Origin of the sequence: Streptomyces kunmingensis, assembly GCF_039533535.1 — a bacterium.
GTDB lineage: Bacteria > Actinomycetota > Actinomycetes > Streptomycetales > Streptomycetaceae > Streptomyces > Streptomyces kunmingensis.
This window is the reverse complement of sequence record NZ_BAAATS010000006.1, coordinates 62,869-88,837: the sequence shown is the minus strand read 5'-3', so window position 1 is coordinate 88,837 and position 25,969 is coordinate 62,869. Positions and strand designations below refer to the sequence as shown.

Below are 25,969 nucleotides of genomic sequence, written 5' to 3'. Positions count from 1 at the left end.
GACAGGCAGCGCAGTCATCGGTGCGAAGGAGGCGGAGACATGAGCTCCGACGTCGAGGTACGGATCGGGCGCCGCACGGTCGAGGTGAAGCGGGCCGACAAGGAACTGTTCCCGCGGGACGGCCTCACCAAGGCCGACCTCGTCGAGCACTACCGCCGGGTGGCCCCGCGCATGCTGCCCGAGCTGCGCGGCAGGCCCCTGATGCTGGAGCGGATGCCCGACGGCATCGACAAGCAGCGCTTCTACCAGAAGGAGGTCTCCGACTACTTCCCCGACTGGATCCATCGCGCGGCGGTGCCCAAGGAGGGCGGCGAGGTCACCCACGTGGTCTGCGACGACGAGGCCACCCTGGTCTATCTGGCGGGCCAGGCGTGCATCACCCCGCATCGCTGGCTGAGCCGCGCGGACCGGCCGCGCCACCCCGACCGTCTGGTCTTCGACCTCGACCCGCCCGCCGACGACTTCGAGCCCGTACGCCGCGCGGCCCACCACCTGCACGAGCTGCTCGGCGAACTGGACCTGGCGTCGGGCCTGATGACCACGGGCTCCCGGGGCCTGCACGTCGTCGTACCGCTGAACCGGCGCGACGACGCCGACGACGTACTGGCCTTCGCCCGGGCCGCCGCGGCAAAGCTGGCCGCGCGCCACCCGGACGAGCTGACGACCGAGGTGCGCAAGGACGCCCGCAAGGGGCGGCTGTATCTGGATGTCGCGCGCAACGGATACGCCCAGACCGTGGTCGCGCCGTTCGCGGTCAGGTCCAGGCCGGGCGCGCCCGTGGCCGTCCCCCTGGGCTGGGACGAGCTGGACGTGCCCGAGCTGAGCGCCCGCCGCTGGACGGTGAACGACCTCGGCGACCGTCTCGACACCGACCCGTGGGCGGGACTCGCGCGGCACGGCCGTGGCGTCAGCGCGGCGGAGAAACGGCTGCGGGACCTGGAACCGCGGTGAGGATCGTCGAAGATCAGGAAGTGGCCCGGTGCTGCCGGGCCCCGCGCAGGGCCTCGATGAGTTCGTCCCTGTTCATCGAGGACCGGCCGGGGACCTCGGCGTCGGCGGCCCGCTGATAGAGCTCGGCCTTGGTGAGGGAGTCGAGCGACGAGGCTCTGGCGCCCCCCTTCCGCCGGCCCGTGCCTTTGGCGCGACGCTTGGCGGCGGCGTCGCTGATCTTCGTAGGAGCCTTGGAAGACTGCTTACCGCCGCGTCCCGAGGGCTTCTTCGCGCGGTCGACGCTCGCCCGGAGCGCGTCCATCAGGTCGACCACGTTGGTGGACTCGGCCGGCGGCTCGGCCTTCTCGACCGACTCGCCCGTGCGCTTGGCCTCGATCAGAGCGGTCACCTGCTCCTGATACGTGTCGTGGAAGTCCTCGGGCTTCCACTCCATGCCGAGGGTGTCCACGAGCTGCCGCGCCATCTTCAGCTCACGGTCGGTGACCTCAATCTTCCCCGGCAGGTTGTCGATCTCGCGACGAGGGTCACGGATCTCGTCGGCCCAGTGCAGCGTGTGCAGTGTCAGCAGCCCGTCCTCGGCCTTCACCGCGACCAGGTACTGGTGGTTGCGCATCACGAACGTCGCGATCCCGGCCCGGCCCGCCTCGCCGAGGGCCTTCTCGAGGAGCGCGTAGACCTTCGTGTACTCCTTGCCCTTAGGGCCGAGGTAGTACGTCTTGTCGAAGAAGATCGGCTCGACGTCCTCCAGCTCGACGAACCCGGTGATCTCCAGCGTCTTTGAGCGGCCGGGGGCGATGTCGTCCAGCTCCTCCGGCTCGACCAGTACGTACTCGTCGCCGTCGTCGAAGGCCTTGACGACCTCGTCGAGGGGCACTTCCTCACCGGTCCGTTCATTCACCCGCTTGTTGCGTACGCGGTCGGACGTGCCGCGCTGCAACTGGTGGAAGCGGACGGTGTGGTTGTCCGTGGCCGTGTACATCTGGACGGGCAGGGAGACGAGACCGAAGGTCAGCGTCCCGCTCCACACTGGTCGCGCCATGTCCGCCGCACCCCTTTCCGTTCCCCCCCATGGCACCCCGTCCGACGGGTTGCCGCATCCGGGAAGGGGCGACGCCGGCGGCTCCTCGACACTCGGCCGCGGGAGCGGTCCGCCCGAGGCCGCGCGTGTGCGGATCGGCAGCGGGCTGCTTACGGTGGGTGACAATGCGTCAACACCGTGACCGTAGGAGAGCCTGATGCGTGCACTGACCTGGCAGGGCAAGCGGGACGTCCGCGTCGAGACGGTCCCCGACCCCGAACTCCGGGACCCGACCGACATCATCGTCCGGGTGACGTCCACCGGCGTCTGCGGATCCGATCTGCACCTGTACGAGGTGCTGGGGCCCTACCTCGATCCCGGCGACATCCTCGGCCACGAACCGATGGGCATCGTCGAGGAGGTCGGCCCGGAGGTCACGGAACTGAAGGCGGGCGACCGGGTCGTCGTGCCCTTCAACGTCTCCTGCGGGAACTGCCACATGTGCGACCGGGGTCTGCAGTCCCAGTGCGAGACCACCCAGGTCAGGGAGCGCGGCACCGGCGCCTCGCTCTTCGGCTTCAGCAAGCTCTACGGCCAGGTGCCGGGAGGGCAGGCGGAGCTGCTGCGGGTGCCGTTCGGGAACACCCTGCCCATCAAGGTGCCGTCGGGCCCGCCGGACGACCGGTTCGTCTTCCTCTCCGACGTGCTCCCGACCGCCTGGCAGGGAGTCGAGTACGCGGACATCCCGCCCGGCGGCACGGTCACCGTCCTCGGACTCGGCCCGATCGGCGCCATGGCCGCACGGATCGCCCTGCACCGCGGCGCGAGCCTCGTCGTCGGCGTCGACCTGGTCCCCGACCGGCTGCGCCGCGCCCACGCGGACGGCGTCAAAGCCCTCGACCTGCGCCGCTACGGCAAGGACATCGGCGACGCGATCCGCGACCTGACGGACGGGCGCGGCACGGACGCCGTCATCGACGCCGTCGGGATGGAAGCCCATGGCGCACCCGTGGCCAAGGCGGCCCAGTGGGGGGTGGGCGTCCTGCCCGGCCCGATGGCCGAGAAGCTCATGGACCGGGCCGGTATCGACCGGCTCAGCGCCCTCTACGCGGCGATCGACATCGTCCGGCGCGGCGGCACCGTCTCGGTCTCCGGGGTCTACGGCGGCGCGGTCGACCCCATGCCGCTCCTGACCATGTTCGACAAGCAGATCCAGCTCCGCATGGGGCAGGCCAACGTCAAGCACTGGGTGGACGACATCCTGCCGCTGCTCACCGACGAGGACCCGCTCGGGGTCGACGGTTTCGCCACGCATCACATGACGCTGGAAGAGGGCCCCAGGGCCTACCAGATGTTCCAGGACAAGGAGGACGGGATGATCAAGACGCTGCTCAGGCCCTGACCCCGGGGGCGAGCGGCGCGGCCACCCGTGCGGTCCTCACGGCGCCTGCCAGTCCGAGTTCACCGCGAAGCGCGCCCCGTCGGGATCGCTCAGCACGGCCTCCGACGAACCGTCGGCGCCCGACAGGATCTTGCCGCCGTGCGCGATCGCGGCCTGGGCGCACGCCTCCACGTCGGTGACCGAGAAGTGGACCTGCCAGCGCGGCCGGATCGCGGGATCGGGGGCGGACTCCACCGCGCCCGAGTGGATACGGGCCACGATCTCGCCCTTGCTGCGCAGCACGACCTCCTCGTCCTCGTACTGCACATCGCAGGCCTCGGGGGCGCCGGACGCCCAGCCGAGGACCTCCGCGTAGAAGATGGCCGCGTCGAAGGCGTTGCGGGTGTGCAGGGCGACGAAGGCCGGGGCGGCGCGGCGCCACTCCTCCCAGCCGGCCACCAGCGCGCCCTCCCAGATCCCGAAGACCGCTCCGTCACGGTCGGCCAGCAGAGCGGCGCGGCCCGGCGGGAAGGAGATGGGGCCCACGGCGGTCGTCCCGCCCCGCTCCTGGCTGCGCGCCACCGTCTCGTTCGCACTGGACGCGGCGAAGAACGGGGTCCAGGCGACGGACGTCTGCCCGATGCTCTTCGCGGCCGAGACCCCCGCCACCGGTACACCGTGCACGCTGGCGAACCGGTACTGGTCGCCCATCTCGCCGGTGTGCCACTCCCACCCGAGCACGGCGTGATAGAAGTCCTCGGCGGCCCGCAGATCGTACGTGGACAAGCTGACCCAACAGGGCGCGCCGAACACCGATCTGCTGGCCGGGCTCTCGCTTGCAGGTGTCTGATAGCTGCTCATTTTCGTACCGTTCTGAGGTCGATGGAGGCCCCCCACCCGTGCTGAGCTACTGGCACCCGGCCTGAGACCGGATGGCGACCGGCGGCCAGTGATCCCTGGAAGAGCGCGTGACCTCCAACGAACGAATGGCTCGCTGGATGCGTCGCCTTCACTCTCGTGGCTGCTCGAACCACGTCCATTAGACACTGGCCGCTCCCTCTCCCGCCTCCGCTGAGGGGCGGGTGCTTCCGGGTGACCTGGTAGGACAGGGGCGAAACGTGCCGGCAGGGAAAGCGGCGGCTCATCCGTTCGGTCGTTGTCTGCTCGCACAGCCGTGGGGCCCCGCGTCAGATGGGAGCACTCCGGATTCAGGGTGGAACGAGCCCGCCGGAGGGTACGCGGAAAGCCATCGCCCAGCGGGTGCGGACGAGCGAGCCGCCCCGGTCCGGAAGGAGAACGGCATGCCCCAGGGTTCCAGCGCGAAGCGTGAGCGTCAGTACGAGCACATCAAGGAGGGCGCGGAGAAGCGCGGCACCTCCGAGGGGCGCGCGAAGGAGATCGCGGCGCGCACCGTGAACAAGGAACGGGCCCGTTCCGGCGAGTCGAAGACGGCGAGCAAGACGTCCACCCGCGACAAGAAGTCCGCCCCGCAGCGCGGCGGCGAGCGCTCGCACAGCGGCTCCCAGGGACCGACGAAGGACCAGCTGTACGCGGAGGCGAAGAAGAAGAACGTCGAGGGCCGCTCGTCGATGAACAAGCAGGAGCTGGCCAAGGCCGTCGGCCGCTGACCACCGCGCGCGTCCGGCCGGGCCCTGAACGCCGAACCGGGCCCGGCCTCGCGGGAAGCCGCCGCGGCCGCAGCATGCGTGCCGCCGCTCAGCGCGCGGCCTTGCGGCGGTGTACGGCGGCCACCGCGCCCAGGACCACGCCGACGGCCAGGACGATCAGTCCCCGGACCCACACCGCGGCCTCGACCTGCGTGGCGAGCACGACGCACGAGAGCGCGCCCAGGACCGGGAGCACGGTGTACGCCCGGAAGTGCGGCGGCGCGTCACGGTCCCGGCGCAGGACCAGCACAGCGGTGTTGACCAGGAAGAACACCACGAGCAGCAGCAGGACGAGCGTGGACGCGAGCGTCTCCACGTCGCCGGTGAGAGCCAGCAGGAACGACAGGACGGTGGTGGCCGCGATGGACGCCCACGGTGTGCCGCGCCCGGGCAGCACGCGCGTGAGGACGTGCGGCAGGAGCCCGTCCCGCGCCATGCCATAGGCCAGTCGGGAGCTCATGATGCCGGTGAGCAGCGCGCCGTTGGCGACGGCGACGAGCGCGATGGCGCTGAACAGTTTCGGCGGCACCCCGCCGGCCTCCCGCACCACTTCGAGCAGCGGGCCGCTGGAGCCCGCCAGGGTGTCGGTGGGGACGGCGACCGAGGCGACGATCCCGACGAGGGCGTAGACGGCCCCCGCCGTCACCAGGGCGCCGAAGAGGGCGCGCGGGTAGGAGCGGCGCGGATCGCGGGTCTCCTCGGCGACGTTCACCGAGGTCTCGAAGCCGACGAAGGAGTAGTACGCGAGGACCGTCCCGGCCAGAACTCCGGCGACGGCCCCGGAGTCGGCGGTGCCGAGGTGGACGAGCCGGCCCGCGTCGCCGTCACCGCGCAGGAACAGCCAGGCGCCCAGGCCGATCACGAGCAGGAGCCCGCCCACCTCGACGAGGGTCGCGGCGACGTTGGCGCGGGTGGACTCGCTGATGCCCCGAGCGTTCAGCAGCGCCAGGGCGCACAGGAAGACGGCCGCCACCAGGACGACCGGCAGGCTGACGAAAGCGCCCAGATACTCGCCGGCGAATCCGCGGGCCAGCGCGGCCACGGAGACGATGCCCGCCGCCAGCATGCAGAACCCGGCGAGGAACCCGGCGAACGGCCCGTAGGCGAGCGTCGCGTAATGGGAGGCACCGCCCGCCCTCGGGTACTTCGTGGCGAGCTCGGCGTACGAGGCCGCCGTCAGCAGGGAGAGCAGGAGGGCCAGGACCAGCGGCACCCATACGGCGCCGCCCGACTTGGCGGCCACCTGGCCCACGAGGACGTAGACGCCCGCACCCAGGACGTCGCCGAGGATGAAGAAGTAGAGCAGCGGGGTCGTCAGCGTCTTCTTGAGTCCGGCGCCCTGATCCGGGGCCGGGGTCGTGGTCGCTCGTCCGGACACTCGATCGCTCCTCGATGACTGCAAGGGGACTCCTCGCTCCGTGGGCCCGTCCCCACCCTCGGCCAGATAGCCCCTGACGGCCAGCCGAAACGATCACGGCCGGGACGCGTCTGCCCGCGGACCCCTGAAGATTCTTTTCCTTGCTGGTCTGTGCGGTTTCGGCGCGGATCGGGGTACATGAGGCGCATGCACACTCACAGCCATATCGTTCTGGCCGCCGGAAGCGGAGGCTCGCTGGTCTTCATCGTCGTCGGCGTCGTCGTGGTCCTCGGTCTGCTCGCGATGTTCGTGAGCGGACGCCGCCGCGCGGCCCGCCGCACCGAGCCCACGCAGCCGGCCCCCGGCACCCACCCCGGCAGCGACGAAGCCCAGCGCGGCACGACCTGGCAGACCCCCGACGACGACCCCGACCAGGGTCATCCCCACCCCTGACAGGCCGGAGACGTGACATTGGACCAGCCTGAGAACCCCGGGTGCACGGCCGCGCCGATAGTCGTCCACCGCTCGCTCGGCACCGGTGGACGGCGGGTGACGGCGCGCGGGCGGATCCTCGGACTCGCGCACTGCGACGCGGACGTGACCGAGCTGCTGCGGCGTGCGGAGTTGCCCGATGCCGAGATGCTGCTCGACGACCGGTCGTTCATGGAGTGGCGGGGCGGCCGCGCGCACCACTACGAGGCGGCGTGACGGCATCGCGCCGACCGTACGGTGCGGGGCCCGGCCCGGCGCGGAAGCTTGCCTACGCGGAGGGGCGGGTCCCGAGTTCGGCCACGCCCTCGGCGTCTCCCTGGAGGATCTTCGTGATCGCCGGCCCGATGGCGGACACGGGGAGCACGTAGTCGACCTGCCCGGTGTCGATCGCCGATCTGGGCATACCGCGGAACTCGGCTGTCTCGGGATCCTGCACGAGGACGGCACCGCCGTGCTTCTTCACCGCTTTGACGCCCTCGGCGCCGTCGCTGTCCGCGCCGGTCAGGACGCACCCGATGACCGGGCCGTCGACCTGCGCGGCCGACTCGAAGAGCGGATCGGCGGCCGGGCGCGCGTAGTTGACCCGGTGCTCCCGGCTCAGTGACAGCGTCCAGTCCGTCTGTACGCACAGGTGATGGTCCGGCGGAGCGATGTAGACGGTCCCGGGCTGCGCACGCTCTCCGTCCTCCGCGAGTTTGACGGGGAGAGCGGTGGCACGCGACAGGATGGGCACGATGCGCGTCCCACCGGCCCGGTTGAGATGCTGGGCCACCAGCACGGGCACCGGGAACGTGGCCGCCAGCCCGCCCAGGATCACCTCGAGGCCCTGGAGGCCTCCCGCGGAAGCAGCCACCAGCACGGCCGCGTATGGATGGTCGCCGTCGTCCCTAGGACTTGTCTGCACGTGCGTAGGCTACCTCTTCGCTTCGCGCGGAGCCGTCGGACAGGCGCTGCGCCAGAGTGGCGGAGAACTCCTCCGCGCGGGCCAGCTGCGTGCGCAGGTCCGCGACCCGCCGCTGGGTGGCCTCCTCGAAGTCCCTCACCCGGGACAGGAGTTGCTCGCGCACCCCGTCGGGGAGGTCCCCGCCGGCGTCGAGGCGATCGGTGGCGGCCAGGAGGTCGCGCATCTCGTCGAGGGTGAAACCGAGCGGTTTCATGCGGCGGATCACCATGAGGCGGGCCACGTCGGCCTCGGTGTAGAGGCGGAAGCCGCCCTGGGAGCGGGCCGAGGGGATGACCAGGCCGGTCTCCTCGTAATGCCGGATCGTGCGCAACGACAGCTCGGTCCGTGCGGCGACCTCGCCGATCTGCATGTGCTCGCCGCTCACGCGACCCGCCTCTCTCGTCCCTCGCCCTTGCCTGCTCATCAGCAGCTTCTCGTGCTCCACAGCGACGCTTCCATCTCTACCGTAACGTTAGGGTAGAGTTGTGGTGCCGGTGAGGATCCCGTGCCCGCGGAAGAGACTGCGGAAGAGGCGGAAGAGAGCGAGCGGATGACCATGATGTGCCGCTTCGCCGTCTGCCCGCCGTGACTCCTCGCCGCTGAGCCGCCGCCGTTCCTCCGGCGTGGCCCTCTTCTTGAGACCTCGGTCCGCCGACGCGCGGGCTTCGCGACGGGCCGGCCCGGCCCTCCGCGTTCTCCGCACGCCCCTCGCCGCCGGGCGTGCCCGACCCGACAGGTACGTCTCCTCTTGTCTGCTCCCGCGCTCGTCTCCGCCGCCCGCCTGCGTGGCCTCAAGCCCGACTGGTTCTCCGACCCCAAAGTATGGCGTACCGAGATCCTCGCCGGACTCGTCGTCGGGCTCGCCCTCATCCCGGAGGCGATCTCGTTCTCGATCATCGCCGGGGTGGACCCGGCGATCGGTCTGTTCGCCGCCTTCACCATGGCCGTGACGATCTCCATCGTGGGCGGACGGCGCGCGATGATATCCGCCGCCACCGGCGCCGTCGCCCTGGTGATCGCTCCGCTCAACCGCGAGCACGGCTTCGGCTATCTCGTCGCGGCCGTGATCCTGGCCGGTGTCTTCCAGATCGTCCTGGGCGCGCTGGGGGTCGCGAAGCTGATGCGGTTCGTCCCGCGCTCCGTGATGGTCGGCTTCGTCAACGCCCTCGCGATCCTGATCTTCATGGCGCAGGTCCCCGAGATGCACGACGTGCCCTGGGCCGTCTATCCGCTGATCATCGGCGGCCTGCTGCTGATGGTGTTCTTCCCCAGGGTCACCAAGGTGGTCCCGGCGCCGCTGGTCTCGATCATCGTCCTCACGGTGATCACCGTCGCGGCCGGGATCGCGGTGCCGACCGTCGGCGACAAGGGCGACCTGCCCTCCTCGCTGCCGGTGCCGGGCCTGCCCGACGTGCCGTTCACGTTCGACACCCTCACCACGGTCGCCCCGTACGCGCTCGCCATGGCCCTCGTCGGGCTCATGGAGTCGCTGATGACCGCGCAGCTGGTCGACGACATCACCGACACCCGCTCCAACAAGACCCGCGAGTCCATCGGTCAGGGCATCGCCAACATCGTCACCGGGTTCTTCGGTGGTATGGGCGGCTGCGCCATGATCGGCCAGACCATGATCAATGTGCGGGTGTCCGGTGCCCGGACCCGGCTGTCCACCTTCCTCGCGGGCGCCTTCCTCATGCTGCTCTGCGTCGTCTTCGGCCCGGTCGTCTCCGACATCCCGATGGCCGCTCTCGTCGCCGTGATGGTGATGGTCTGCTTCGCCACGTTCGACTGGCACTCCATCGCTCCGAAGACCCTGAAGCGGATGCCCGCGGGCGAGATCGCCGTCATGGTCATCACCGTCGCCATCGTGGTCGCCACCTCCAACCTCGCCATCGGCGTCGTCGTCGGGTCGGTCACCGCCATGGTCATCTTCGCCCGGCGGGTCGCCCACGTCGCCGAGGTCACCGCCGTCCTCGACCCGGACGGCAGCCAGGTCGTCTACTCCGTGACCGGCGAACTCTTCTTCGCCTCCGCCAACGACCTGGTGACCCGCTTCGACTACGCCACCGACCCCGGCAAGGTCGTCATCGACCTGTCCGGCACACACATCTGGGACGCGTCCTCGGTCGCCGCCCTGGACGCGATCGAGGCCAAGTACGCCCAGCGCGGCAAGACCGTCGAGATGGTCGGCCTGAACGAGCCCAGCGCCGACCTGCACAAGACGCTCAGCGGTCAACTCACCGCCGGGCACTGACGAGCGGCCGCTCCCACGAATAAATGCGTTTCCGCGTACGCCGCCGCACGGGCCTGCCATATTGGGGTCATACGCCGGGCAGCGCCCGGTAGTTGAGGCCCCGCCACGCATCCCCCGTCGTGGCGGGGCTTCGCCGTGCGGGCATCCGCCGGACCGCGGCGCGCCGCTCCGATAACATGATCCGATCTCACAGTGATCTCACAGCGATCGCGCCGAGCACCCCTGCCTCGCTAGAGAACGACGTGATCTAGCACGAAGGGTGAACCCACCACTAAAACTCACAAATCGGCTGACAAGTGATAAACGCAAAAGCGCAAACGGCTTCGCGAACAAGACCCGGAACCACGCCCCCCGTGTGGCGGCGGCCCCGCACGATGCTGTGGGCCGCGGCGGGTGTGGCGACCCTGGCGTTCCTCGTCGTCCTGGAGATCGTCGCGCGTCGCTACGGTCTGCCGGGGCCGATCACCAACCAGGCACGGGAGGTGATCTTCGCTCCCGAATCGGGCCCGTTGCTCTATGCCGGACTGGCGTTGACGTTGGTGGTGCTCACCTGGCGGCAGCGGTTCCTCGCGCTCGGCGCCGCGGTCGGCATCGACGTCGTCTTCTGGCTGGTGCGGCTCGCGGTCGGCGCGGACATGAACTTCGGCAACGGCGCGTTGTGGGTCATCCTGGGCATTGCGGGCTTCGCGCTCGCGCGCCGCACCGGTGCCGAACGCACCCTGCTGCTGAAGGGCGTAGGCCTCGGCCTCCTGCTGGTCGCCGGACACAAGACCGGTGACACCTGGCTGCTGATCACGTCCGAGACGCGTCCGGAAGTGCTCGACCCGTACCTCGCGGTCGCCGACCACGCGCTGGGCAACCCGTCATGGCTGACCGGTCGGCTGGTCGACGCCACCGGCCCGGTCGGCACCCACATCCTGCACGCCGTCTATGGTCAACTTCCGCTGGCGGCGGCCGTCATCGCGCTGTACCAGCTGCGCAACGTGTCGGTCGAGCGCCGCTTCCCGGGCCACCACCTGGTCCGCACCTTCCTGGTCATAGGCCTGCTCGGGCCCGCCATCTACATGATCTTCCCGGTGGTCGGACCGGTCTTCGCCTACGGGGCCGACGGCGGCAGCTGGGCGGTGGCCGACCTCTGGCCGCACACGGCGGCGGCGATCAGCCCTCCGCACCCCGTACCGTTCGACGAGATCACGCCGCGCAACTGCATGCCGAGCCTGCACACGGCATGGGCCACCACGATCTTCATCCACTCCCGCAAGGGCTCGCGCTTCATGCGCTACGCGGGCGCCTTCTGGCTGGTCGCCACGCTCACCGCCACGCTGGGCTTCGGCTACCACTACGGCGTGGACCTCATCGCGGGCGTCGTCTTCGCGATCACCATCGAAGCGGCCATGCGGGCGTTCGAGCGGGGCTGGGACGGCGCCGCGATCCGGCTGGTCGCCTACGGCGCGACCGTGTTCGCCGTTCTCCTGGTGACCTACCGCTATCTGCCGATGGAGATGGCCCGGCACCCGTGGGCGTTCGGACCGCTGCTCCTGCTGGCCATGGCCTCGGTGGTCTACGGCTATATGCGGACTATCAAACTGTGGCAGCCCAAGGCGGTCCCGGCCCCGCTCCCGGAACCGCAGCTCGCGCAGGCGTGAGAACCGCCCGAACCCCCGTCGGCCCGTGCACACCGGCCGGCGGGGGTTTCGTGTCGGGCCCGCCGGGCGGACCTCGCGACTACCCCCGCGCCACCGCGATCGCCCCGGCGAGCCGCTCGCCCGCCTCGTACACCATGTACGGCACCCCGCCCATCGTGCCGAACGACGGCGCGGCCGAGCGGCCGTTCTCCGGCGCCCCGGAACGGGAGTTGTAGAAGACGCCCAGGTGCCTGCGGAGCGAGAAGTCCGCGCCCACCTCAGTGATCATGAGGTCGCCGCCGCTCTCCTTGTCCTTGTTGTAGACGACGTATGCGGATCCGCCCCGGGTCAGCAGGTGCGGGCCGCCGACGTTCACCGCGCCGGCGTCGGAGTGGCGTACGAGCGGTGCCTGGTCGAAGGTCCAGTTCCGGCCGTCGGCCGACCAGCCCCAGCAGATGTCACGGTGGTTGGTCCTGTTGTTCAGCATGAACAGCATCACGTACCGCGCCCCGCGCGCCGGCAGATCGTGCCGGAAGACCCGGGCGTACGACGTCTCCGTGGTGCCCGACGGCATCATCGACGTGGACAGGACGACCTTGTCGTACGTGAAGTGCACACCGTCCTTGGAACGGGCCAGGCGCGTCGTGGTGTTCTCGCCGTGGAAGTACAGCCAGAACTCCTTCAGGTCCTCCCGCCACAGCACGTGCGGCGAGGACACATGGCTCACCGAGTAGTGCGGATCCCACTTGTTCGACACGATCGGGTTCGCCGGGTACTCCGTGAACGGGCCTTCCAGCGAGTCCCCGTACGCGAGGCAGATGCCGCCCGGCGCGTCGTGCGGCGCGTAGTAGAGGTAGTAACGGCCCAGCGGGGACGCCAGCTTGTCGTACACGCCGCGTACGGTCGGGAAGATGATCTCGCCGGTCGGGTTGTACTTCAGCTGCTCCGGCCTCAGCAGCGTACGGACGTAGGTGTAGTCGGGAAAACCACCCGGGGCGGCCGACGCGGACGGTGCCGAAAGCCCGCCGACGGCGAGGGCGGCGCCGGTGACGGCGGTGGTGCGCAGGAACATACGACGGTCCAGGCCGGACTGCGGCTCATGCATGACAGGCTCCTGAGGTCGTGGTGGGCTGACGGGGTTCAGAGGTAGGTGGCTGCCGTGACGCACAGGCCGCCGAGCGCCACCGCCCACACGTAGGGCAGCGTCCTGACCATCACCTGCTGGGGCGAGACACCCGCGTACTGGGCGCTCCACACCGTCTGGGTGCTGGTCGGGTCGGCGACGCCGAAGACCTGGTTGTACGAGGTGGCCATGCCGAGGACGGCGACGGCCGGATAGATGCCGGTGGCGATGAGGACGCCCGCGATGCCGGCGCCGAGACCGAAGACGTTCAGTGGGCCCCGGTACAGGCACAGCGGGACCAGCAGCGTGAAGACCAGGACGAACAGGACCGCGTTCTGCGGACTGACCGCCTTGACGAGCGGCTCCAGGGCGTCGACCGCGCCGGGCAGCTTCACCGCGGCGAGCAGGATGCCGATCGCCACGAACAGGGTGATGGGCGGCGCCGCGACCTCGAAGCCGCCGTACAGCGTGCGCAGCAGCCGCCGGTTCATGTCACGCGGCCGCGTCGTCGTCACCAGCGCGTACAGCACACCCGCCAACAGGCTGGGAATGATGGCCAGTTCGAAGCCGAGCGCCAGGACCAGCGGGACCACCGGAGTGAGCAGCGCGTACCACGGGGCGTCGCCGAGCAGCTGCCGACGGCTGCGCGAAACCGGCTTCTCCCGCACGGACTTGAGCGACCACGTGTGCTCCACGCCCCGGCGCCGCGACTCCACCAGGACGTACGCGACCGCCGCGACCAGCGCGAACGGGAACAGCTTGACCATGAAGCCGCGCACCGTGTCCACCGGCAGTTCGAGCGCCGTGGAGAAGAACTGCCACACCGGCAGCTCGAACGGGATGCCCACCGCGATACCCATCAGGATCGTGCCCGCGGCCGTCACCTTCGGGATGCCCACCGCGATCATCGCCGGGATGCCGATGAGCCCGGCGAGCATCGCCGCGGGCGCCGAGCCCGTCACCGTACCGACCAGCGCGGACACCGCGAGCACGCCGAGCGCCACGAACACCGGCCGGTCACCGCCGAACTCGACGATCTTGCGGACCAGGGTGCCCGCGATGCCGGTCTCCTCCAGGAGTTTGCCGAGCCACGAGCCGAGCAGGATCGCGATCATCGTCGCGGCGAGCGCGGGCGCGCCCTCCTGGAGCACCGTGTCCAGGACGCTGTTCTCGCCGGTCAGTGGCGCTCCCGAGACGAACGCGATGACCACGGCGAGCACCACGAGCGCGAACGCGGTGGGCAGCTTGCGGCTGAGCATGGCGGCGACTCCGGCCGCCATGACGAGCAGAATGACGACACCCATGGGTCACTTCTCGCTTTCGGGAAACGCGGCGGGACGCTCGGCGGGATGTGTTGCGGGATACGCGACGGCGGCCAGCGCCTCCGTGAGCAGCAGGGGGCTGCGGCCCAGTCCGCAGGCGGCGCGGGCGTAGGCGTGCGCCGCGAGCTCGTCGGCGCCCGCGACATGGGCGTACACGCGGTGCCGGCCGAGCCGCAGTGCCGTGTGGCCGAGCGCCCGCTTGAACTCGGCCCGTACTTCGGCGTGATGGAGCCATGCATGGGCCTGTTCGTGCGCGAGCGCCGCGGCCCGCACCGACCCCTCGGGAAACCAGTGGCGCCAGCCGCGCTCGACCACGAGCCGCTCCGCGCGGGCGACCGCGTCGACGTACACCTCGACGACCGGCGGCCGTGAGCGGTAGCGCGCGAGCAGTCCGGCGGCGAGTCCGCCGTCCCGCTCGACGACCCGGACGTTCACCGGTTCCGGAACCATCCGGGCCCCGAACTCCTGCGCTGCACAAGCCCAATGACGGAGCGTCACCGGGTCACGGCCTTCATGCGTGGGCGTGCCCGCGAGCAGCCGCACCGCGAGGTCCAGGTCGTGGTCGGCGCCGGGAAGTCTGCCGGCGCTCATGTGCGGGACTCCACGACCGCGACCACCGGCTCGTCGGCGCCGCGCGCCCGCAGCTCGCTGCGGGCCAGGGCAAGGAGCGCCTCCGGTTCGAGCACACCGGACAGATCCGCGATCCGCCCGCCGACCAGAAGCCGCACCGCGGGCGCGCGCACGCCGCCGTCGCCGTACGACGTGGTGTCCCGCACCAGCGACGCGAGCGCCTCGCCGGCCGCGCCCACGGTCGTCGCCGTCACCCGCGCGTCGGACACCCCGAGCCGCACCACGCCGTCGGCGTCCACGACCCGCACCGGCCGCCGGTCCGCGCGCAGCCTGCGCCGCACCTCGGTGCCGTAGACGGTGTACGCGTCCGTGCCGGCCAGCACCCGGACCCGCTCCTCCCGCGCCTTCAGGCTCGTCGCGGCGGCCCGCAACCGCTCCGCGTCGTCCGCGCGGTGCGCCCGGTCCTGGGTGCGCAGTTCGGTCGCACCCGTGGCGACGGCCCGCACCGTGCTGGTCTGCGGGTCGACCGTCACCTCCACCTCGACGCCGTCGGCCGCCGCGCCCTGCGCGACCACCGCCCGTTCGGCCTCGGCGCGCACCGCAAGGATCTGCTCCTGGGTGGCCCCGGGGATGATCCGTTCGACCTGCTCCCGGACGAGCGCGAGGGCCACGCCGATCGGGCTGATCACCTCGCTGTGGCGGGCGATCCGGCCTTCGAGACCGGCGTCCGCGGCGAGATGCGGGGTGACCGCGGCCGCACCGCCGCCGCCGCCCACCAGTACGGCCGTCTCCCGGTCGAGCCGGTACTCCCGCACCATCGCGTCCACGACCGTCTTCACCTGCGCGGTGCCCGCGTCCAGGACGGCCCGCGCCGCACCGGCCACATCCGTGCCGAGGACGGCCGCCAACGGGGCGAGCGCGGTCCGCGCCACCTCCTGGTCGCAGCGCGCGAAGTCCCCCTCGGGCACCCGGCCCAGCGCGTTGGCCGCACACGTCATCGTCACGGCGAACCGGCCGCCCGCCGCGTCGAGCACCACATGGTCGTCGGGGTCGCCGTCCATCGGGCGCACCAGCGTCACCCGCGCGTCCCGCAGATCCTCCGGCGAGGCGAAACAGGCGTACGGCAGCCCCGCTATGTGCGCGCTGCGCGGGCCGACCCCCACCACCCGGCCGTCCCTCACCCGCACCATGGACCCGCCGCCGACGCCCACGGTACGTACGTCGAGGGCGTTCAGGTACGACGTCCTGCCGAGGATCGTCGCGTGCCGCACCGCTACCTTGCCGCGGCGCACGACGCTGACGTCCGTCGACGTGCCGCCCGTCTCCAGGAACACCCCCTCGCTGATCCGCTCCTGCATCAACGCGCCCGCGACCCCCGCCGCCGGACCCGACAGAACCGTGAGCAGCGGGCGGCGGCGCATCTCGTCCAGCGACATGACACCGCCGTCGCAGCGCATCACCATCAGGGGCGCCGTCACCCCGGCCTTCGTGATCGACGAGTCCACGAGGTCGGCGGTCGCCAGCATCCGCGGCAGGATCGCCGCGTTCACCACGGCCGTACGCGTCCGCTTGTGCAGCCCGTACAGCGACGTGATCTCGTGCGCCGCCGCCGCGGGCAGCCCGGTGGGCCGGGCCGCGTCGAGCACGGCCTGTTCGCCCTCGGGCCGGTCCACCCCGAACGGCTCGGTGGCGACGACGACCTCGGCCCCCTCCGCCCGCACCCGGTCGACGGCCGCTCGCACGGCGTCGGCGTCGAACGGGTCGGCCACGTGCGCGTACGCCAGCGGAAGGCTCTTGCCCGGTGTGAGTCCGAGCTTGCCGAGCGCGGCGAGCCGGCGGGTGAACACCGCTCCCGCGCCGCCGCCGAGGCCGATCAGCCCGACCTTCGCGACGTCGCCCTCCAGCAGGGCGTTCGTCGCCTGCGTCGTGCCGTGCGCCAGGAACGTGACATCGGCCGGGGTCCGGCCGACCTGTTCCAGAAGGCGTTCGAGCGCCTCGACGATGCCGTGCGCGACACCGTCCTCGTGGTGATGGCTCGTGGGCACTTTCACCTGGCCCACGAGGACGAGCGTCGCGGCGTCGACCGCCACGGCGTCCGTGAACGTGCCGCCCACGTCGATGCCGACGCGGATGCGACGGTCAGGGGTCATGTCAGGGCACCTCCTTGTGCGTTGACGTGCGTGTGCTGAAAGTGGGCCGGGTGTGTCAGTAGCCGCGGACGTCGGGCCAGTGCCGCTGCACGCCCGCCCGGTCCAGGACCCGGCCGAACTCCTCGAACCGCTTCTCCTCGGCCTGCACCTGGTGCGGCTCAAGGCCCTCGTCGAGGCAGTGTGCGGCGAGCGCGCCCGCGGCCTCGCCGATGTTCCATTCGACGGGGTGGAGCCGGTAGCAGCCGTTGGTGATGTGCGTGGTGCCGATGTTCTTGCCGGCCGGCAGCAGATTGCGCACTCGCCGGGGCACGAGCGCGCCCAGCGGGATCTCGAACGGCACCGAGCCGATGTCGATGTACGAGTCGCCCCCGGTGGAGGGGTGCAGGTCGATGCGGTAGCCGCCGACGCCGACCGAGTCGCGGTAGCGGGTCCTGCCGTAGGGGCCGACGGCGTCGATGGCGACGTCCTGCTCCACCACGGTCGTCACCGCCTTGATGCGCCGCGACTCGCGTACGTACGCCGACTTGGCGAGGCCGTCCGCGGTGCCGGTGACGTCCGGGCGGATGCGCAGCCCGGGGAAGCCGGTGCCGCCGTCGGCGCGCGGCGCCTCGGTCTGCAGCCAGTACAGGACGGAGAGGGACAACTGCCGTGCCTCGCGCAGCGCTTCGGCCTCCTGGCCGATGTACGGCTTCAGCCAGTAGTCGTTCAGCGGCCAGTTGACGAGGGTGATGTCCGAGTCGAACGCGCCCGGCCGGTGCATCTTCCGGGCCAGGATCCGGCGGAAGCCCCACAGTTCCTTGTCACCGGCGTCCGCGCTCTGGTCCGCGCTCACGGCGAGGGGATCCAACTCCGGGTTCGGTACGAACGTGCGCGGTACCGGCTCCAGGGACCGCGGGTCCGGCGCCTCGAAGCCGAGCAGGGGGCCGGGCCAGAAATCGGGCCGGTAGGCGCGCCAGAAGTCGTAGTCCCCGGGCCGGTCGATCGTGTGGTTCTCGCCCTCGTGGTGCGAGAGCGCGAAGCACACGGTGATGCCCTGCTGGTTGTCCGGCTGCGCCTCGGCGGGCGCGTGCGCCTCCCCGAACTCCCCTTGCGCCTCAGCGCCGCCTGCGTGCTCCACGTCGGCGAGGGCGAGGAGTTCACCGGTCTCCGTGGCGTCGACGACGTAGCGGGCGGTGAAGGTGCGCAGCGTTCCGTCCCGCAGGTCGCGGACCGTGACGGCGGTGACGATATCGTTGTCGGACTCGGCGGACACCGCCCGGTGCTCGGTCAGCACGGTCAGCAGCCCGGACGCCCGGTGCGGGGCCAGCATCGCCTCCAGGACGGCGAGCGCGACGCGCGGCTCGTGGCACAGCTTGCTGACGCGCCCGGCGCCGGGGTTGAGGTCCGTGAGGCCGAGCGCCTCGCTCCGCATCGGGTACCACTGCCGGTAGTAGCCGCGGATGCCCTCGCGCAGCGCCCGGTACGTCGCCGTCGTGCCGAACCGCTCCACCCACGGGTGCTCGTCCGGCGGCACGGCCTGCGCCGTGAGCTGGCCGCCGATCCAGTCGCTCTCCTCGGTCATCGCGACCCGCCGCCCCGCACGGCAGGCGGCGAGCGCCGCGGCGACCCCGCCGAGTCCGCCGCCGACGATGAGGATGTCCGGTTCGGGTATCACTGTGCTCCTTGTGGTCGTTCCTGAACTGTCCGTCGTGTCGCAGGGGTTGAGGGCTAAAGGCGGGCCGCCGCGGTCCGCCCCCTCCGGAACTCGCACGCCACCAGCGGCTCGTCCGCCTCCTCGCCGGCCACCAGCGCGGCCAGCAGGCGTACGGCGGCGGCGCCCAGCCGGTGCCGGGGGATGTCGAAGCCCATCGGGACCGGCTCCCCGGCCAGATCCGCGGGCGGACTGCCGAGCAGCCCGAGGGAGACATCCCGCGGGCACGCGAGCCCCGCCTCGCGGACGGCCGTGTTCAGGGCCCGCCAGGCCGCGCCGGTGTCCGTCTCCTCGGCGACGAAGGCCGTGACCCCGCCGGCGACCAGGGCGCGCACCCGCTCCGGCGTGATCTCGCGCCCCGGATCGGCGCAGCGCAGCACCGCCTCCGGGCCCTGCGGGACACCCGCCGCCGCAAGGCCCTCCAGGAAGCCCCGCTGCCGGTCCGTCGAGGCGGGCGCGTCGTCGTCCTCCCGTACGAGAACGATGCGGCGGTGGCCCAACTCGGCCAGATGCGCGACGACTTCACGGCTCGCGCTGACATAGTCGGCGCCGACCCAGGCGAGCCCCTCCAACTCCTCGCGACGGCCCAGGTGCACGACCGGGTACCCGTCGGCGACGAGCCGCTTCAGCTCTGCGCGCGGCACGTGCCGGCCGAGGAAGAGGCAGCCGTCGGCGAGCCGCACCCGGCTGAGCGCGTCCGGCCCCGCGGCCCCCGCGCCGCCGCTGCTCGACCCGGTGAACAGCACCAGGTCGTAGCCGCGCGCCGCCGCCTCCTGCTCCACGCCCACCAGGAACGGGTAGTAGGAGTGCTGCACATCGGTCGGGAACGTCGCGGTGAAGCTGAAGACCCCGAGCAGGTTGTTACGGGCTGCCGCGAGGCGCCGGGCCGCCGGGTCGGGGACGTAACCGAGGTCGCGGGCCGCGTCGAGAACCCGCTGCCGGGTCTCGTCGGAGATGGCCGGCCCCTTGCCGTCGCCGCGCGCCGACAGGACCAGCGACACGGTCGCCTGCGACACCCCGGCGAGCCGGGCCACCTCGGCCTGCCGGGGCCGCGACGTACGGCCCGCGGGCGCCGGGTTCCGCCCGGGTTTCGCCCGCTTCCTCGGTTGTTCCACGCCTGCCGCTCCCTCGCTCGCACCGTACGTTTATGCGCATTACTAATGCGCATTAACGAGCACTGTGGAGGCAGCTCCACCGCCGGGTCAAGGGTCGTGACAGGACTTTCCGCACGGATGGCGGAGCGCCTGCTACCGGCCTAGCGTGAAGCCATGGCCGCCGGGCCCCGGTGTGCCCGGCGGACCCGACGGAAGGGTTTCGCGTCATGCCCGCAGTACCTGAGGGCGCGCCCGTCTGGGCCGACGCCATGTTCCCGGACCTCGAGGCCGCGAAGGGCTTCTACTCCGAGCTGTTCGGCTGGACCTACGATTCCGGCGCCGAGGAGTTCGGCAACTACACGCAGGCGCGGACGGCCGGCGGCAAGCACGTCGCCGCGCTGTCACCGCAGATGCCCGGCATGGAAAGTGTTCCGGCCGCCTGGAACCTGTACTTCGCCACCTCGGACATCGCGGCCACCGCCGAGCGGATCAAGAACGCGGGCGGCACGCTCGCGATGGAGCCGATGCAGGTCGGCGACTTCGGCACGATGGTCACCGCCCAGGATCCGGCCGGCTGCTGGTTCAGCGTCTGGCAGCCCGGTACGCACGAGGGCTTCGAGGCGGTCAACGAACCCGGCGCGTTCTGCTGGGCCGAGGTCAACTCCCGTGACGCCGCGAAGACCGACGCGTTCTTCACCGCCGTCTTTCCGTACGAGGCGAAGAAGATGCCGGACGAGCACATCGACTTCGACGTCTGGCACCTCGGCGGCCGGCCGGCCCTCGGCCGCATGCAGATGACCGACGACTTCCCCGAGCACGTGCCGTCGTACGTGAACGTGTACTTCGTCGTCGAGGACTGCGACGCAGCGCTCGACACCGTTCAACGCCTCGGCGGCGCACTGCACTTCGGGCCGATGGACAGCCCCTTCGGCCGGTTCGCGTCGGTCGGCGATCCGCAGGGCGCGGCGTTCACCGTCATCGACGTCACCTCGACCAAGGGGGAGATGCCCAAGCTGGACTGACGGTCAGCCGGACCCCGGCAGCCCGAACCCCAGCTCCTGTGCGGCGAGTTGCGGAGTGAGCTGCGCCCAGCGCTCCACGGCCGCCTGGGTCTGCGTGGAGGACAGCGAGCGCAGTTCGGCCCGGTCCAGGTAGAGCGTGCCGGCCAGATGGTCCGTCTCGTGCTGCACGATCCGCGCCGGCCAGCCGCCGACCTCCTCGTCCACCGCGCGCCCCCGCTCGTCGAGGGCGCGCAGCCGCACCCGCTCGTGCCGGGCGACCACGGCCTGGTAGCCCGGCACGCTCAAGCAGCCCTCGTAGAAAGCGACTTGGCGCCCGCCCGCGTCCTCGTACGACGGATTGATCAGCACCCGGAACGGCTGCGGGACGCGGCCGCGCGCGTCGCGCACCTCCTCCGGCACGTTCGCCGCGTCCTCGATCACCGCAAGGCGCAGCGGCAGGCCGATCTGCGGCGCGGCCAGACCGACGCCGGGCGCCGCGTGCATCGTGACCCGCATCGCCTCGATCAGACGGGCCAGCAGCTCGTCGGCGAGCTGTCCGTCGAAGGGATCGGCGGGACGCCGCAGCACGGGGTCGCCCGCGGCGACGATCGGCAGCGGCGACGGCCCGGCGAGCAGGGCCTCGACATGGTCGGTGAGTGGCATGGACGGCATCGCGCCAGCATGCCAACAACGATCACCGCCGGGCAACGCCGCCCCGGGGCCGCGCACGGGAGCGTTGCGCGCGTGTGAACACGTTGCGACCTCATGAACACTGCGTGTGGGCGGGAATGCAGGCTCTGACCTGGGGGTTTCATGGTGCGGCGCGATCACGGTCAGGTGGCCGCGCCGCATCGTGGAAGCCGAGAGCCGAGTCACGGGAGAAGGGTCCGGATGACCGAGACGCAGACATACGAGGGCGCCGCGCCGGCCGCCGCCACCGACGGGCGCCCTGCCGGCGGCTTCGCGCACCCGCTCGACAACCCGGCGTACGCCGCGCTGACCGGTCCGCACGCCCATCTCGCCGAACGGCGCGGACGAGTACTGCGCTACCCCCTCGACGTCTCGCCCTGGCTGGCGCTGCCCGACGACCCCGGACCCGAGGACTGGGCGGACCTCGCCGCGTTCGCCGGCCCCGGCGCCGAGGTGCCGCTGCCGGGCACGACGCGCGCCCTGCCGGAGGGCTGGGAGCTGACGCAGGACATCGCGGGTGTGCAGCTCGTCGACGTCAGTGTGGCGGCGGCGCACGACCCCGAGGCGGTCCGGCTCACCCCGGCCGACGTGCCGGAGATGCTCGACCTCGTGGCCCGCACCCGGCCGGGCCCGTTCCTGCCGCGCACCATCGAGCTGGGCACGTACCTCGGGATCCGGCGCGGGGGCGTCCTCGTCGCGATGGCGGGGGAGCGGCTGCACCCGCCGGGCTGGACCGAGATCAGCGCGGTGTGCACCGACGCCGACCAGCGCGGCCAGGGCCTCGCCGGGCGGCTCGTACGGGCCGTCGCCGCCGGTATCAGGGAGCGCGGCGAGACCCCGTTCCTGCACACGGGCGAGGGCAATACGGCGGCGATCCGGCTCTACGAGTCCCTCGGTTTCCAACTGCGCCGCAGAACCCGCTTCCGCGCGGCGCGCGTGCCCGGACTCCCGGCTCCCGGGGCTCAGTCCTCCCGCGACGCCTCGTTGTAACGCTCCAAGTAGGCGGCGAACCGCGTCAGATCCTGCGCCGACCAGTCCGCGAGCCGCTCGCCGAACATTCGCCGGCGGCTGACGGTCACCTGCGCGAGGATCTCCGCCCCCGCCGGGGTGGGGAGCAGGACCTGGACGCGGTGGTCGTCCGGGTCGACGCGGCGCATCACGAGCCCGGCCCGCTCCAGGGCGCCGACCTGCCGGCTGACCGTGGACTTGTCCAGGGCGAACTGTGCGGCGAGGTCGGTGGCGCGGCAGCCGCCCTGCTCGTCGAGATGGCTGAGCAGGGTGAAGGAGACGAGTGACAGCTCCGGGTGCATCCGGGCCGCCGTCGCCCTGGCGCGCCGGGCGAAGGACGTCAGCTCGCGCTGGATGCTCTCCACAGCCGCGTCGCGGCCGGAGGGACGGTCGGGCTCTGCCACGTGCGGGTTCCTTTCCGATGCGCTGGTTGCACTCTACAACCAAGGGCCGGACGGCGGGCGGGGCCGTGCGCCGCGCACTAGCCTCCGGAGCATGAGTCATTCGCCCGAAGTGCCCGCTCGTTACACCGTTGTCCTCAAGCCCCGGCTGACCGACGCCGACGGCCACCCCGATCACGGCAACCCGCTGCGGTCCGTGCCGGTGACCGCGACCGGCGCCGCGGGGGCGTCCGGCTATCCGCGCTACGCGGGCGAGGGGGTGCAGGCCGACATCGACCCGCGGACCCGCGCCGTGGAGGCGGTGACCGTCGACGGCGAGGAGCTGCCGTACGGGTGGGTGGCCGAGGTCGAGGAGGAGTAGCGGTCGGCCCGTCGGGAAGGGGCGGGTGCCGGTCCGTCGTAAGGGCGGGTGTCGGCCGGTCGAAAAGGGCGGGTGCCGACCGGTCGAAAGGGTCGAGTAAGGCTTGCCTGCGTGGCGCAGCTCTCTTTTGCAACTTGTTGCACAAAGACCTCGGTGTCGTCTACAACAGTGACGACGTCCGCCGCGCCCGGAGGCCCCCATGACCCGTTTTCCGCACTTGCTCGCCCCGCTCGACCTGGGCTTCACCACCCTGCCCAACCGCGTCCTGATGGGCTCGATGCACGTGGGTCTGGAGGAGGCGGAGAACGGCTTCGCCCGCATGGCCGAGTTCTACGCGACCCGCGCCCGCGGCGGCGTCGGCCTCATGGTCACCGGCGGCATCGCCCCGAACGAGGCCGGACGCCCCTACGGCGGCGGTGCGAAGCTCACCACCGAGGCGGAGGCCGAGCAGCACCGCGAGGTCACCGACGCCGTGCACGCGGCGGGCGGCAAGATCGCCATGCAGATCCTGCACTTCGGCCGCTACGCCTACCACGAGGACCTCGTCGCGCCGAGCCCCATCCAGGCGCCCATCAGCCCGTTCGTCCCGGGCGAGCTGAGCGACGCCGACGTCGAGCAGACCATCGAGGACTTCGCGCGCGCCGCCGAACTCGCCAAGGCCGCCGGCTACGACGGCGTCGAGGTCATGGGCTCCGAGGGCTACCTCATCAACGAGTTCATCGTCGCCCACACCAACCGGCGCACCGACCGATGGGGCGGCTCGTACGAGAACCGCATCCGCTTCCCCGTGGAGATCGTGCGCCGCGTACGCGAGCGCGTGGGCCCCGACTTCATCGTCATCTACCGGCTGTCCATGCTGGACCTCGTGCCCGGCGGCTCGACCCTTGAAGAGGTCGTACAGCTCGCCAAGGAGATCGAGGCGGCCGGCGCCACGATCATCAACACCGGCATCGGCTGGCACGAGGCCCGCATCCCGACCATCGCGACGTCCGTGCCGCGCGGCGCGTACACCTGGGTCACCAAGAAGGTCATGGGCGCGGTCTCCGTCCCGCTCGTCACCACCAACCGCATCAACACCCCGGAAATCGCCGAGGAGTTGCTCGCCGACGGGGCCGCCGACATGGTCTCCCTCGCGCGGCCGATGCTCGCCGACCCGGACTTCGTGAACAAGGCCGCCGCCGGCCGCTCCGACGCGATCAACACCTGCATCGGCTGCAACCAGGCCTGCCTCGACCACACCTTCAGCGGCAAGATCACCTCCTGCCTGGTCAACCCGCGCGCCTGCCACGAGACCGAACTCGTCCTGTCCCCGACGCGGACACGCAAGCGCGTCGCCGTCGTCGGCGCCGGCCCCGCCGGTCTCGCCTGCGCCGTCTCCGCCGCCGAGCGCGGCCACGACGTCACCCTCTTCGACGGCGCCGCCGAGATCGGCGGCCAGCTGAATGTCGCCCGCCGGGTGCCCGGCAAGGAGGAGTTCGACGAGACCCTCCGCTACTTCCGCACGCAGCTTCAACAGCACGGCGTGCGCGTCGAGTTGAACACCTTCGTGGCCGCCGCCGACCTCGACGCGTACGACGAGGTCGTCGTCGCCACCGGTGTCAGCCCGCGCACCCCGGCCATCGATGGCGTCGACCACCCCAGCGTCGTCGGCTACCTCGACGTCCTGCGCGAGGGCGCGCCCGTCGGCGACCGCGTCGCCGTCATCGGCGCCGGCGGCATCGGCTTCGACGTCGCCGAGTACCTCACCGACGGCGGCGAGAAGGCGAGCCAGGACCCGGCGACGTACTTCCGGCTGTGGGGCGTCGACATGGACTACGCCGACCGCGGCGGCCTCACACGCCCCGAGCGCCCCGCGCCGCCGCGCCAGGTGCACCTCGTCCAGCGCAAGACGTCCAAGGTCGGTGCGGGCCTCGGCAAGACCACCGGCTGGATCCACCGCACCGAGCTGCGCCACCGCGGCGTCACGATGGTCGCGGGCGCGACGTACGACCGGATCGACGACGCGGGCCTGCACATCACCGTCGACGGCGAACCGTCGCTGATCCCCGTCGACACGGTCGTCCTGTGCGCGGGCCAGGAACCCAAGCGCTCCCTCTACGACGACCTCGTCGCCGCCGGCCGCACCCCGCACCTGATCGGCGGCGCGGACGTCGCGGCCGAACTGGACGCCAAGCGCGCCATCAAGCAGGGCACCGAAGTCGCGGCGGCCCTGTGAGGTCCTGTCCCTGAGACCGGGTGGTCACGTGGCCGGGCCCGCCGGCCGCGTGACCACCCTCATCCACTTACTCTGGCCCCATGTCACTGCCGCACGCGATCCTCACGGCCCTCCTGGAGAAGCCGTCGTCGGGGCTCGAGCTCACCCGCCGCTTCGACAGGTCGTTCGGCTACTTCTGGTCGGCCACGCACCAGCAGATCTACCGCGAGCTGGGCCGCCTCGAGCGTGACAGACTGATCCGCGCGCTGGCCCCGCCGGTCCCCGCGCGCGGTCAGAAGAAGGAGTACGAGGTCCTGCCCGAGGGCCGTACGGAGCTGGCCCGCTGGACCGCGTCGGCGCAGGACCCGAAGACGATGCGCGACCCGCTGCTGCTGCGGCTGCGCTCCGCCGCGGTGGTCGGCACGGACGGCATCGACGCCGAGCTGCGCCGTCATCTCGACCTGCACCGGCGGCAGTTGGAGACCTACCGGGCCATCGAGCTGCGGGACTTCCCGCCGGAGAAGGACTCGATGCCGGACCGCTTGCAGCACGCGGTCCTGCGGGCAGGGATCGACCTGGAGACGTTCTGGGTGGAGTGGCTGGAGCGCACGCTCACCGACTTGTCCGCAGCCCCTTCAGGCCTTTCGAGCCCCTCCGGCGATTGAGGAGCGGGGTCT

General features: G+C 71.5%; 25 protein-coding genes. 12 read left to right on the top strand and 13 right to left on the bottom strand.

Annotated features, from left to right (window positions below; translation table 11 throughout):
* Positions 1 to 39 precede the first annotated feature (39 nt).
* Positions 40 to 951: a non-homologous end-joining DNA ligase gene (gene ligD, locus ABD366_RS08735; protein WP_324768827.1), complete on the top strand. Its 912-nt coding sequence runs from the start codon at positions 40 to 42 to the stop codon at positions 949 to 951.
* Positions 952 to 964: 13 nt separating this feature from the next.
* Here ligD and ku read toward each other — a convergent pair whose 3' ends face one another.
* On the bottom strand, positions 965 to 1,990 hold the full coding sequence (ku, locus tag ABD366_RS08730) for a non-homologous end joining protein Ku (RefSeq protein WP_324768829.1): 1,026 nt from the start codon (positions 1,988 to 1,990) through the stop codon (positions 965 to 967).
* A 196-nt stretch (positions 1,991 to 2,186) separates the two neighbouring features.
* Between ku and ABD366_RS08725 the strand changes: the two genes are divergently transcribed.
* Complete coding sequence (locus tag ABD366_RS08725) at positions 2,187 to 3,371, top strand: zinc-dependent alcohol dehydrogenase (RefSeq protein ID WP_324768830.1); 1,185 nt, start codon at positions 2,187 to 2,189, stop codon at positions 3,369 to 3,371.
* Positions 3,372 to 3,407: 36 nt separating this feature from the next.
* Here ABD366_RS08725 and ABD366_RS08720 read toward each other — a convergent pair whose 3' ends face one another.
* Positions 3,408 to 4,211, bottom strand: coding sequence for a VOC family protein (locus ABD366_RS08720; RefSeq protein ID WP_324768831.1), 804 nt, complete (start codon positions 4,209 to 4,211; stop codon positions 3,408 to 3,410).
* A 440-nt stretch (positions 4,212 to 4,651) separates the two neighbouring features.
* On the opposite strand from ABD366_RS08720, the gene ABD366_RS08715 reads away from it, so the two are divergent.
* Positions 4,652 to 4,978 carry a plasmid stabilization protein gene (locus tag ABD366_RS08715; protein ID WP_324768833.1) on the top strand — a complete coding sequence of 109 codons (327 nt, stop codon included), beginning with the start codon at positions 4,652 to 4,654 and terminating at the stop codon, positions 4,976 to 4,978.
* Between the two features lie 88 nt (positions 4,979 to 5,066).
* Here ABD366_RS08715 and ABD366_RS08710 read toward each other — a convergent pair whose 3' ends face one another.
* The gene (locus tag ABD366_RS08710; RefSeq protein ID WP_324768922.1) at positions 5,067 to 6,323 is read right to left on the bottom strand and encodes an APC family permease; all 1,257 of its coding nucleotides are present in this window, start codon (positions 6,321 to 6,323) and stop codon (positions 5,067 to 5,069) included.
* Between the two features lie 258 nt (positions 6,324 to 6,581).
* On the opposite strand from ABD366_RS08710, the gene ABD366_RS08705 reads away from it, so the two are divergent.
* Both ABD366_RS08705 and ABD366_RS08700 read left to right on the top strand, forming a co-directional pair.
* Positions 6,582 to 6,827 carry a DUF6479 family protein gene (locus ABD366_RS08705; protein WP_324768834.1) on the top strand — a complete coding sequence of 82 codons (246 nt, stop codon included), beginning with the start codon at positions 6,582 to 6,584 and terminating at the stop codon, positions 6,825 to 6,827.
* A gap of 18 nt (positions 6,828 to 6,845) precedes the next feature.
* Positions 6,846 to 7,082: a hypothetical protein gene (locus ABD366_RS08700; RefSeq protein ID WP_324768835.1), complete on the top strand. Its 237-nt coding sequence runs from the start codon at positions 6,846 to 6,848 to the stop codon at positions 7,080 to 7,082.
* A gap of 52 nt (positions 7,083 to 7,134) precedes the next feature.
* On the opposite strand, the gene ABD366_RS08695 is transcribed toward ABD366_RS08700, so the two are convergent.
* Both ABD366_RS08695 and ABD366_RS08690 read right to left on the bottom strand, forming a co-directional pair.
* Positions 7,135 to 7,770 (bottom strand): chemotaxis protein CheB, encoded by a 636-nt coding sequence (locus ABD366_RS08695; protein WP_324768836.1) that lies wholly within the window; start codon positions 7,768 to 7,770, stop codon positions 7,135 to 7,137.
* On the bottom strand, positions 7,754 to 8,194 hold the full coding sequence (locus tag ABD366_RS08690) for a MerR family transcriptional regulator (protein ID WP_324768837.1): 441 nt from the start codon (positions 8,192 to 8,194) through the stop codon (positions 7,754 to 7,756). The genes ABD366_RS08695 and ABD366_RS08690 overlap by 17 nt, the downstream gene beginning before the upstream one ends.
* 363 nt (positions 8,195 to 8,557) lie before the next feature.
* Between ABD366_RS08690 and ABD366_RS08685 the strand changes: the two genes are divergently transcribed.
* Complete coding sequence (locus ABD366_RS08685) at positions 8,558 to 10,063, top strand: SulP family inorganic anion transporter (protein WP_324768838.1); 1,506 nt, start codon at positions 8,558 to 8,560, stop codon at positions 10,061 to 10,063.
* 374 nt (positions 10,064 to 10,437) lie between these two features.
* Positions 10,438 to 11,709, top strand: coding sequence for a phosphatase PAP2 family protein (locus ABD366_RS08680; protein WP_324768923.1), 1,272 nt, complete (start codon positions 10,438 to 10,440; stop codon positions 11,707 to 11,709).
* 79 nt (positions 11,710 to 11,788) lie between these two features.
* Here the strand turns inward: ABD366_RS08680 and ABD366_RS08675 are convergent, their stop codons facing one another.
* Genes ABD366_RS08675 through ABD366_RS08650 form a run of 6 tightly spaced genes read right to left on the bottom strand, consistent with a single transcriptional unit; the run spans position 11,789 to position 19,658 of the window.
* The gene (locus tag ABD366_RS08675; protein ID WP_324768839.1) at positions 11,789 to 12,793 is read right to left on the bottom strand and encodes a glycoside hydrolase family protein; all 1,005 of its coding nucleotides are present in this window, start codon (positions 12,791 to 12,793) and stop codon (positions 11,789 to 11,791) included.
* A gap of 35 nt (positions 12,794 to 12,828) precedes the next feature.
* Complete coding sequence (locus ABD366_RS08670) at positions 12,829 to 14,115, bottom strand: TRAP transporter large permease (protein WP_324768840.1); 1,287 nt, start codon at positions 14,113 to 14,115, stop codon at positions 12,829 to 12,831.
* A gap of 3 nt (positions 14,116 to 14,118) precedes the next feature.
* The gene (locus ABD366_RS08665) at positions 14,119 to 14,724 is read right to left on the bottom strand and encodes a hypothetical protein (protein WP_324768841.1); all 606 of its coding nucleotides are present in this window, start codon (positions 14,722 to 14,724) and stop codon (positions 14,119 to 14,121) included.
* Positions 14,721 to 16,853 carry a hydantoinase/oxoprolinase family protein gene (locus tag ABD366_RS08660; protein ID WP_324768842.1) on the bottom strand — a complete coding sequence of 711 codons (2,133 nt, stop codon included), beginning with the start codon at positions 16,851 to 16,853 and terminating at the stop codon, positions 14,721 to 14,723. The genes ABD366_RS08665 and ABD366_RS08660 overlap by 4 nt, the downstream gene beginning before the upstream one ends.
* Positions 16,854 to 16,908: 55 nt before the next feature.
* A complete protein-coding gene (locus tag ABD366_RS08655; protein ID WP_324768844.1) occupies positions 16,909 to 18,507 on the bottom strand; it encodes an FAD-dependent oxidoreductase in 1,599 nt (532 codons plus the stop codon).
* A gap of 53 nt (positions 18,508 to 18,560) precedes the next feature.
* Positions 18,561 to 19,658, bottom strand: coding sequence for a LacI family DNA-binding transcriptional regulator (locus ABD366_RS08650; RefSeq protein ID WP_324768845.1), 1,098 nt, complete (start codon positions 19,656 to 19,658; stop codon positions 18,561 to 18,563).
* Between the two features lie 206 nt (positions 19,659 to 19,864).
* On the opposite strand from ABD366_RS08650, the gene ABD366_RS08645 reads away from it, so the two are divergent.
* A complete protein-coding gene (locus ABD366_RS08645; RefSeq protein ID WP_324768846.1) occupies positions 19,865 to 20,659 on the top strand; it encodes a VOC family protein in 795 nt (264 codons plus the stop codon).
* A 3-nt stretch (positions 20,660 to 20,662) separates the two neighbouring features.
* Here ABD366_RS08645 and def read toward each other — a convergent pair whose 3' ends face one another.
* Positions 20,663 to 21,310: a peptide deformylase gene (gene def, locus ABD366_RS08640; RefSeq protein ID WP_324768848.1), complete on the bottom strand. Its 648-nt coding sequence runs from the start codon at positions 21,308 to 21,310 to the stop codon at positions 20,663 to 20,665.
* A gap of 219 nt (positions 21,311 to 21,529) precedes the next feature.
* Here def and ABD366_RS08635 point away from each other — a divergent pair, with 219 nt between their 5' ends.
* Complete coding sequence (locus tag ABD366_RS08635) at positions 21,530 to 22,318, top strand: GNAT family N-acetyltransferase (RefSeq protein WP_324768850.1); 789 nt, start codon at positions 21,530 to 21,532, stop codon at positions 22,316 to 22,318.
* Here ABD366_RS08635 and ABD366_RS08630 read toward each other — a convergent pair.
* Positions 22,291 to 22,740, bottom strand: coding sequence for a MarR family winged helix-turn-helix transcriptional regulator (locus ABD366_RS08630; RefSeq protein ID WP_324768851.1), 450 nt, complete (start codon positions 22,738 to 22,740; stop codon positions 22,291 to 22,293). The two genes, ABD366_RS08635 and ABD366_RS08630, sit on opposite strands and share 28 nt — an antisense overlap.
* Before the next feature lie 91 nt (positions 22,741 to 22,831).
* On the opposite strand from ABD366_RS08630, the gene ABD366_RS08625 reads away from it, so the two are divergent.
* The 3 genes from ABD366_RS08625 to ABD366_RS08615 all read left to right on the top strand — a co-directional run bounded on the left by ABD366_RS08625 (position 22,832) and on the right by ABD366_RS08615 (position 25,957).
* Positions 22,832 to 23,098, top strand: coding sequence for a hypothetical protein (locus ABD366_RS08625; RefSeq protein WP_324768852.1), 267 nt, complete (start codon positions 22,832 to 22,834; stop codon positions 23,096 to 23,098).
* 199 nt (positions 23,099 to 23,297) lie between these two features.
* Positions 23,298 to 25,313, top strand: a complete 2,016-nt coding sequence (locus ABD366_RS08620; protein WP_324768853.1) for an NADPH-dependent 2,4-dienoyl-CoA reductase — start codon at positions 23,298 to 23,300, stop codon at positions 25,311 to 25,313.
* An 80-nt stretch (positions 25,314 to 25,393) separates the two neighbouring features.
* Positions 25,394 to 25,957, top strand: coding sequence for a PadR family transcriptional regulator (locus ABD366_RS08615; protein ID WP_324768854.1), 564 nt, complete (start codon positions 25,394 to 25,396; stop codon positions 25,955 to 25,957).
* Positions 25,958 to 25,969: the final 12 nt, after the last annotated feature.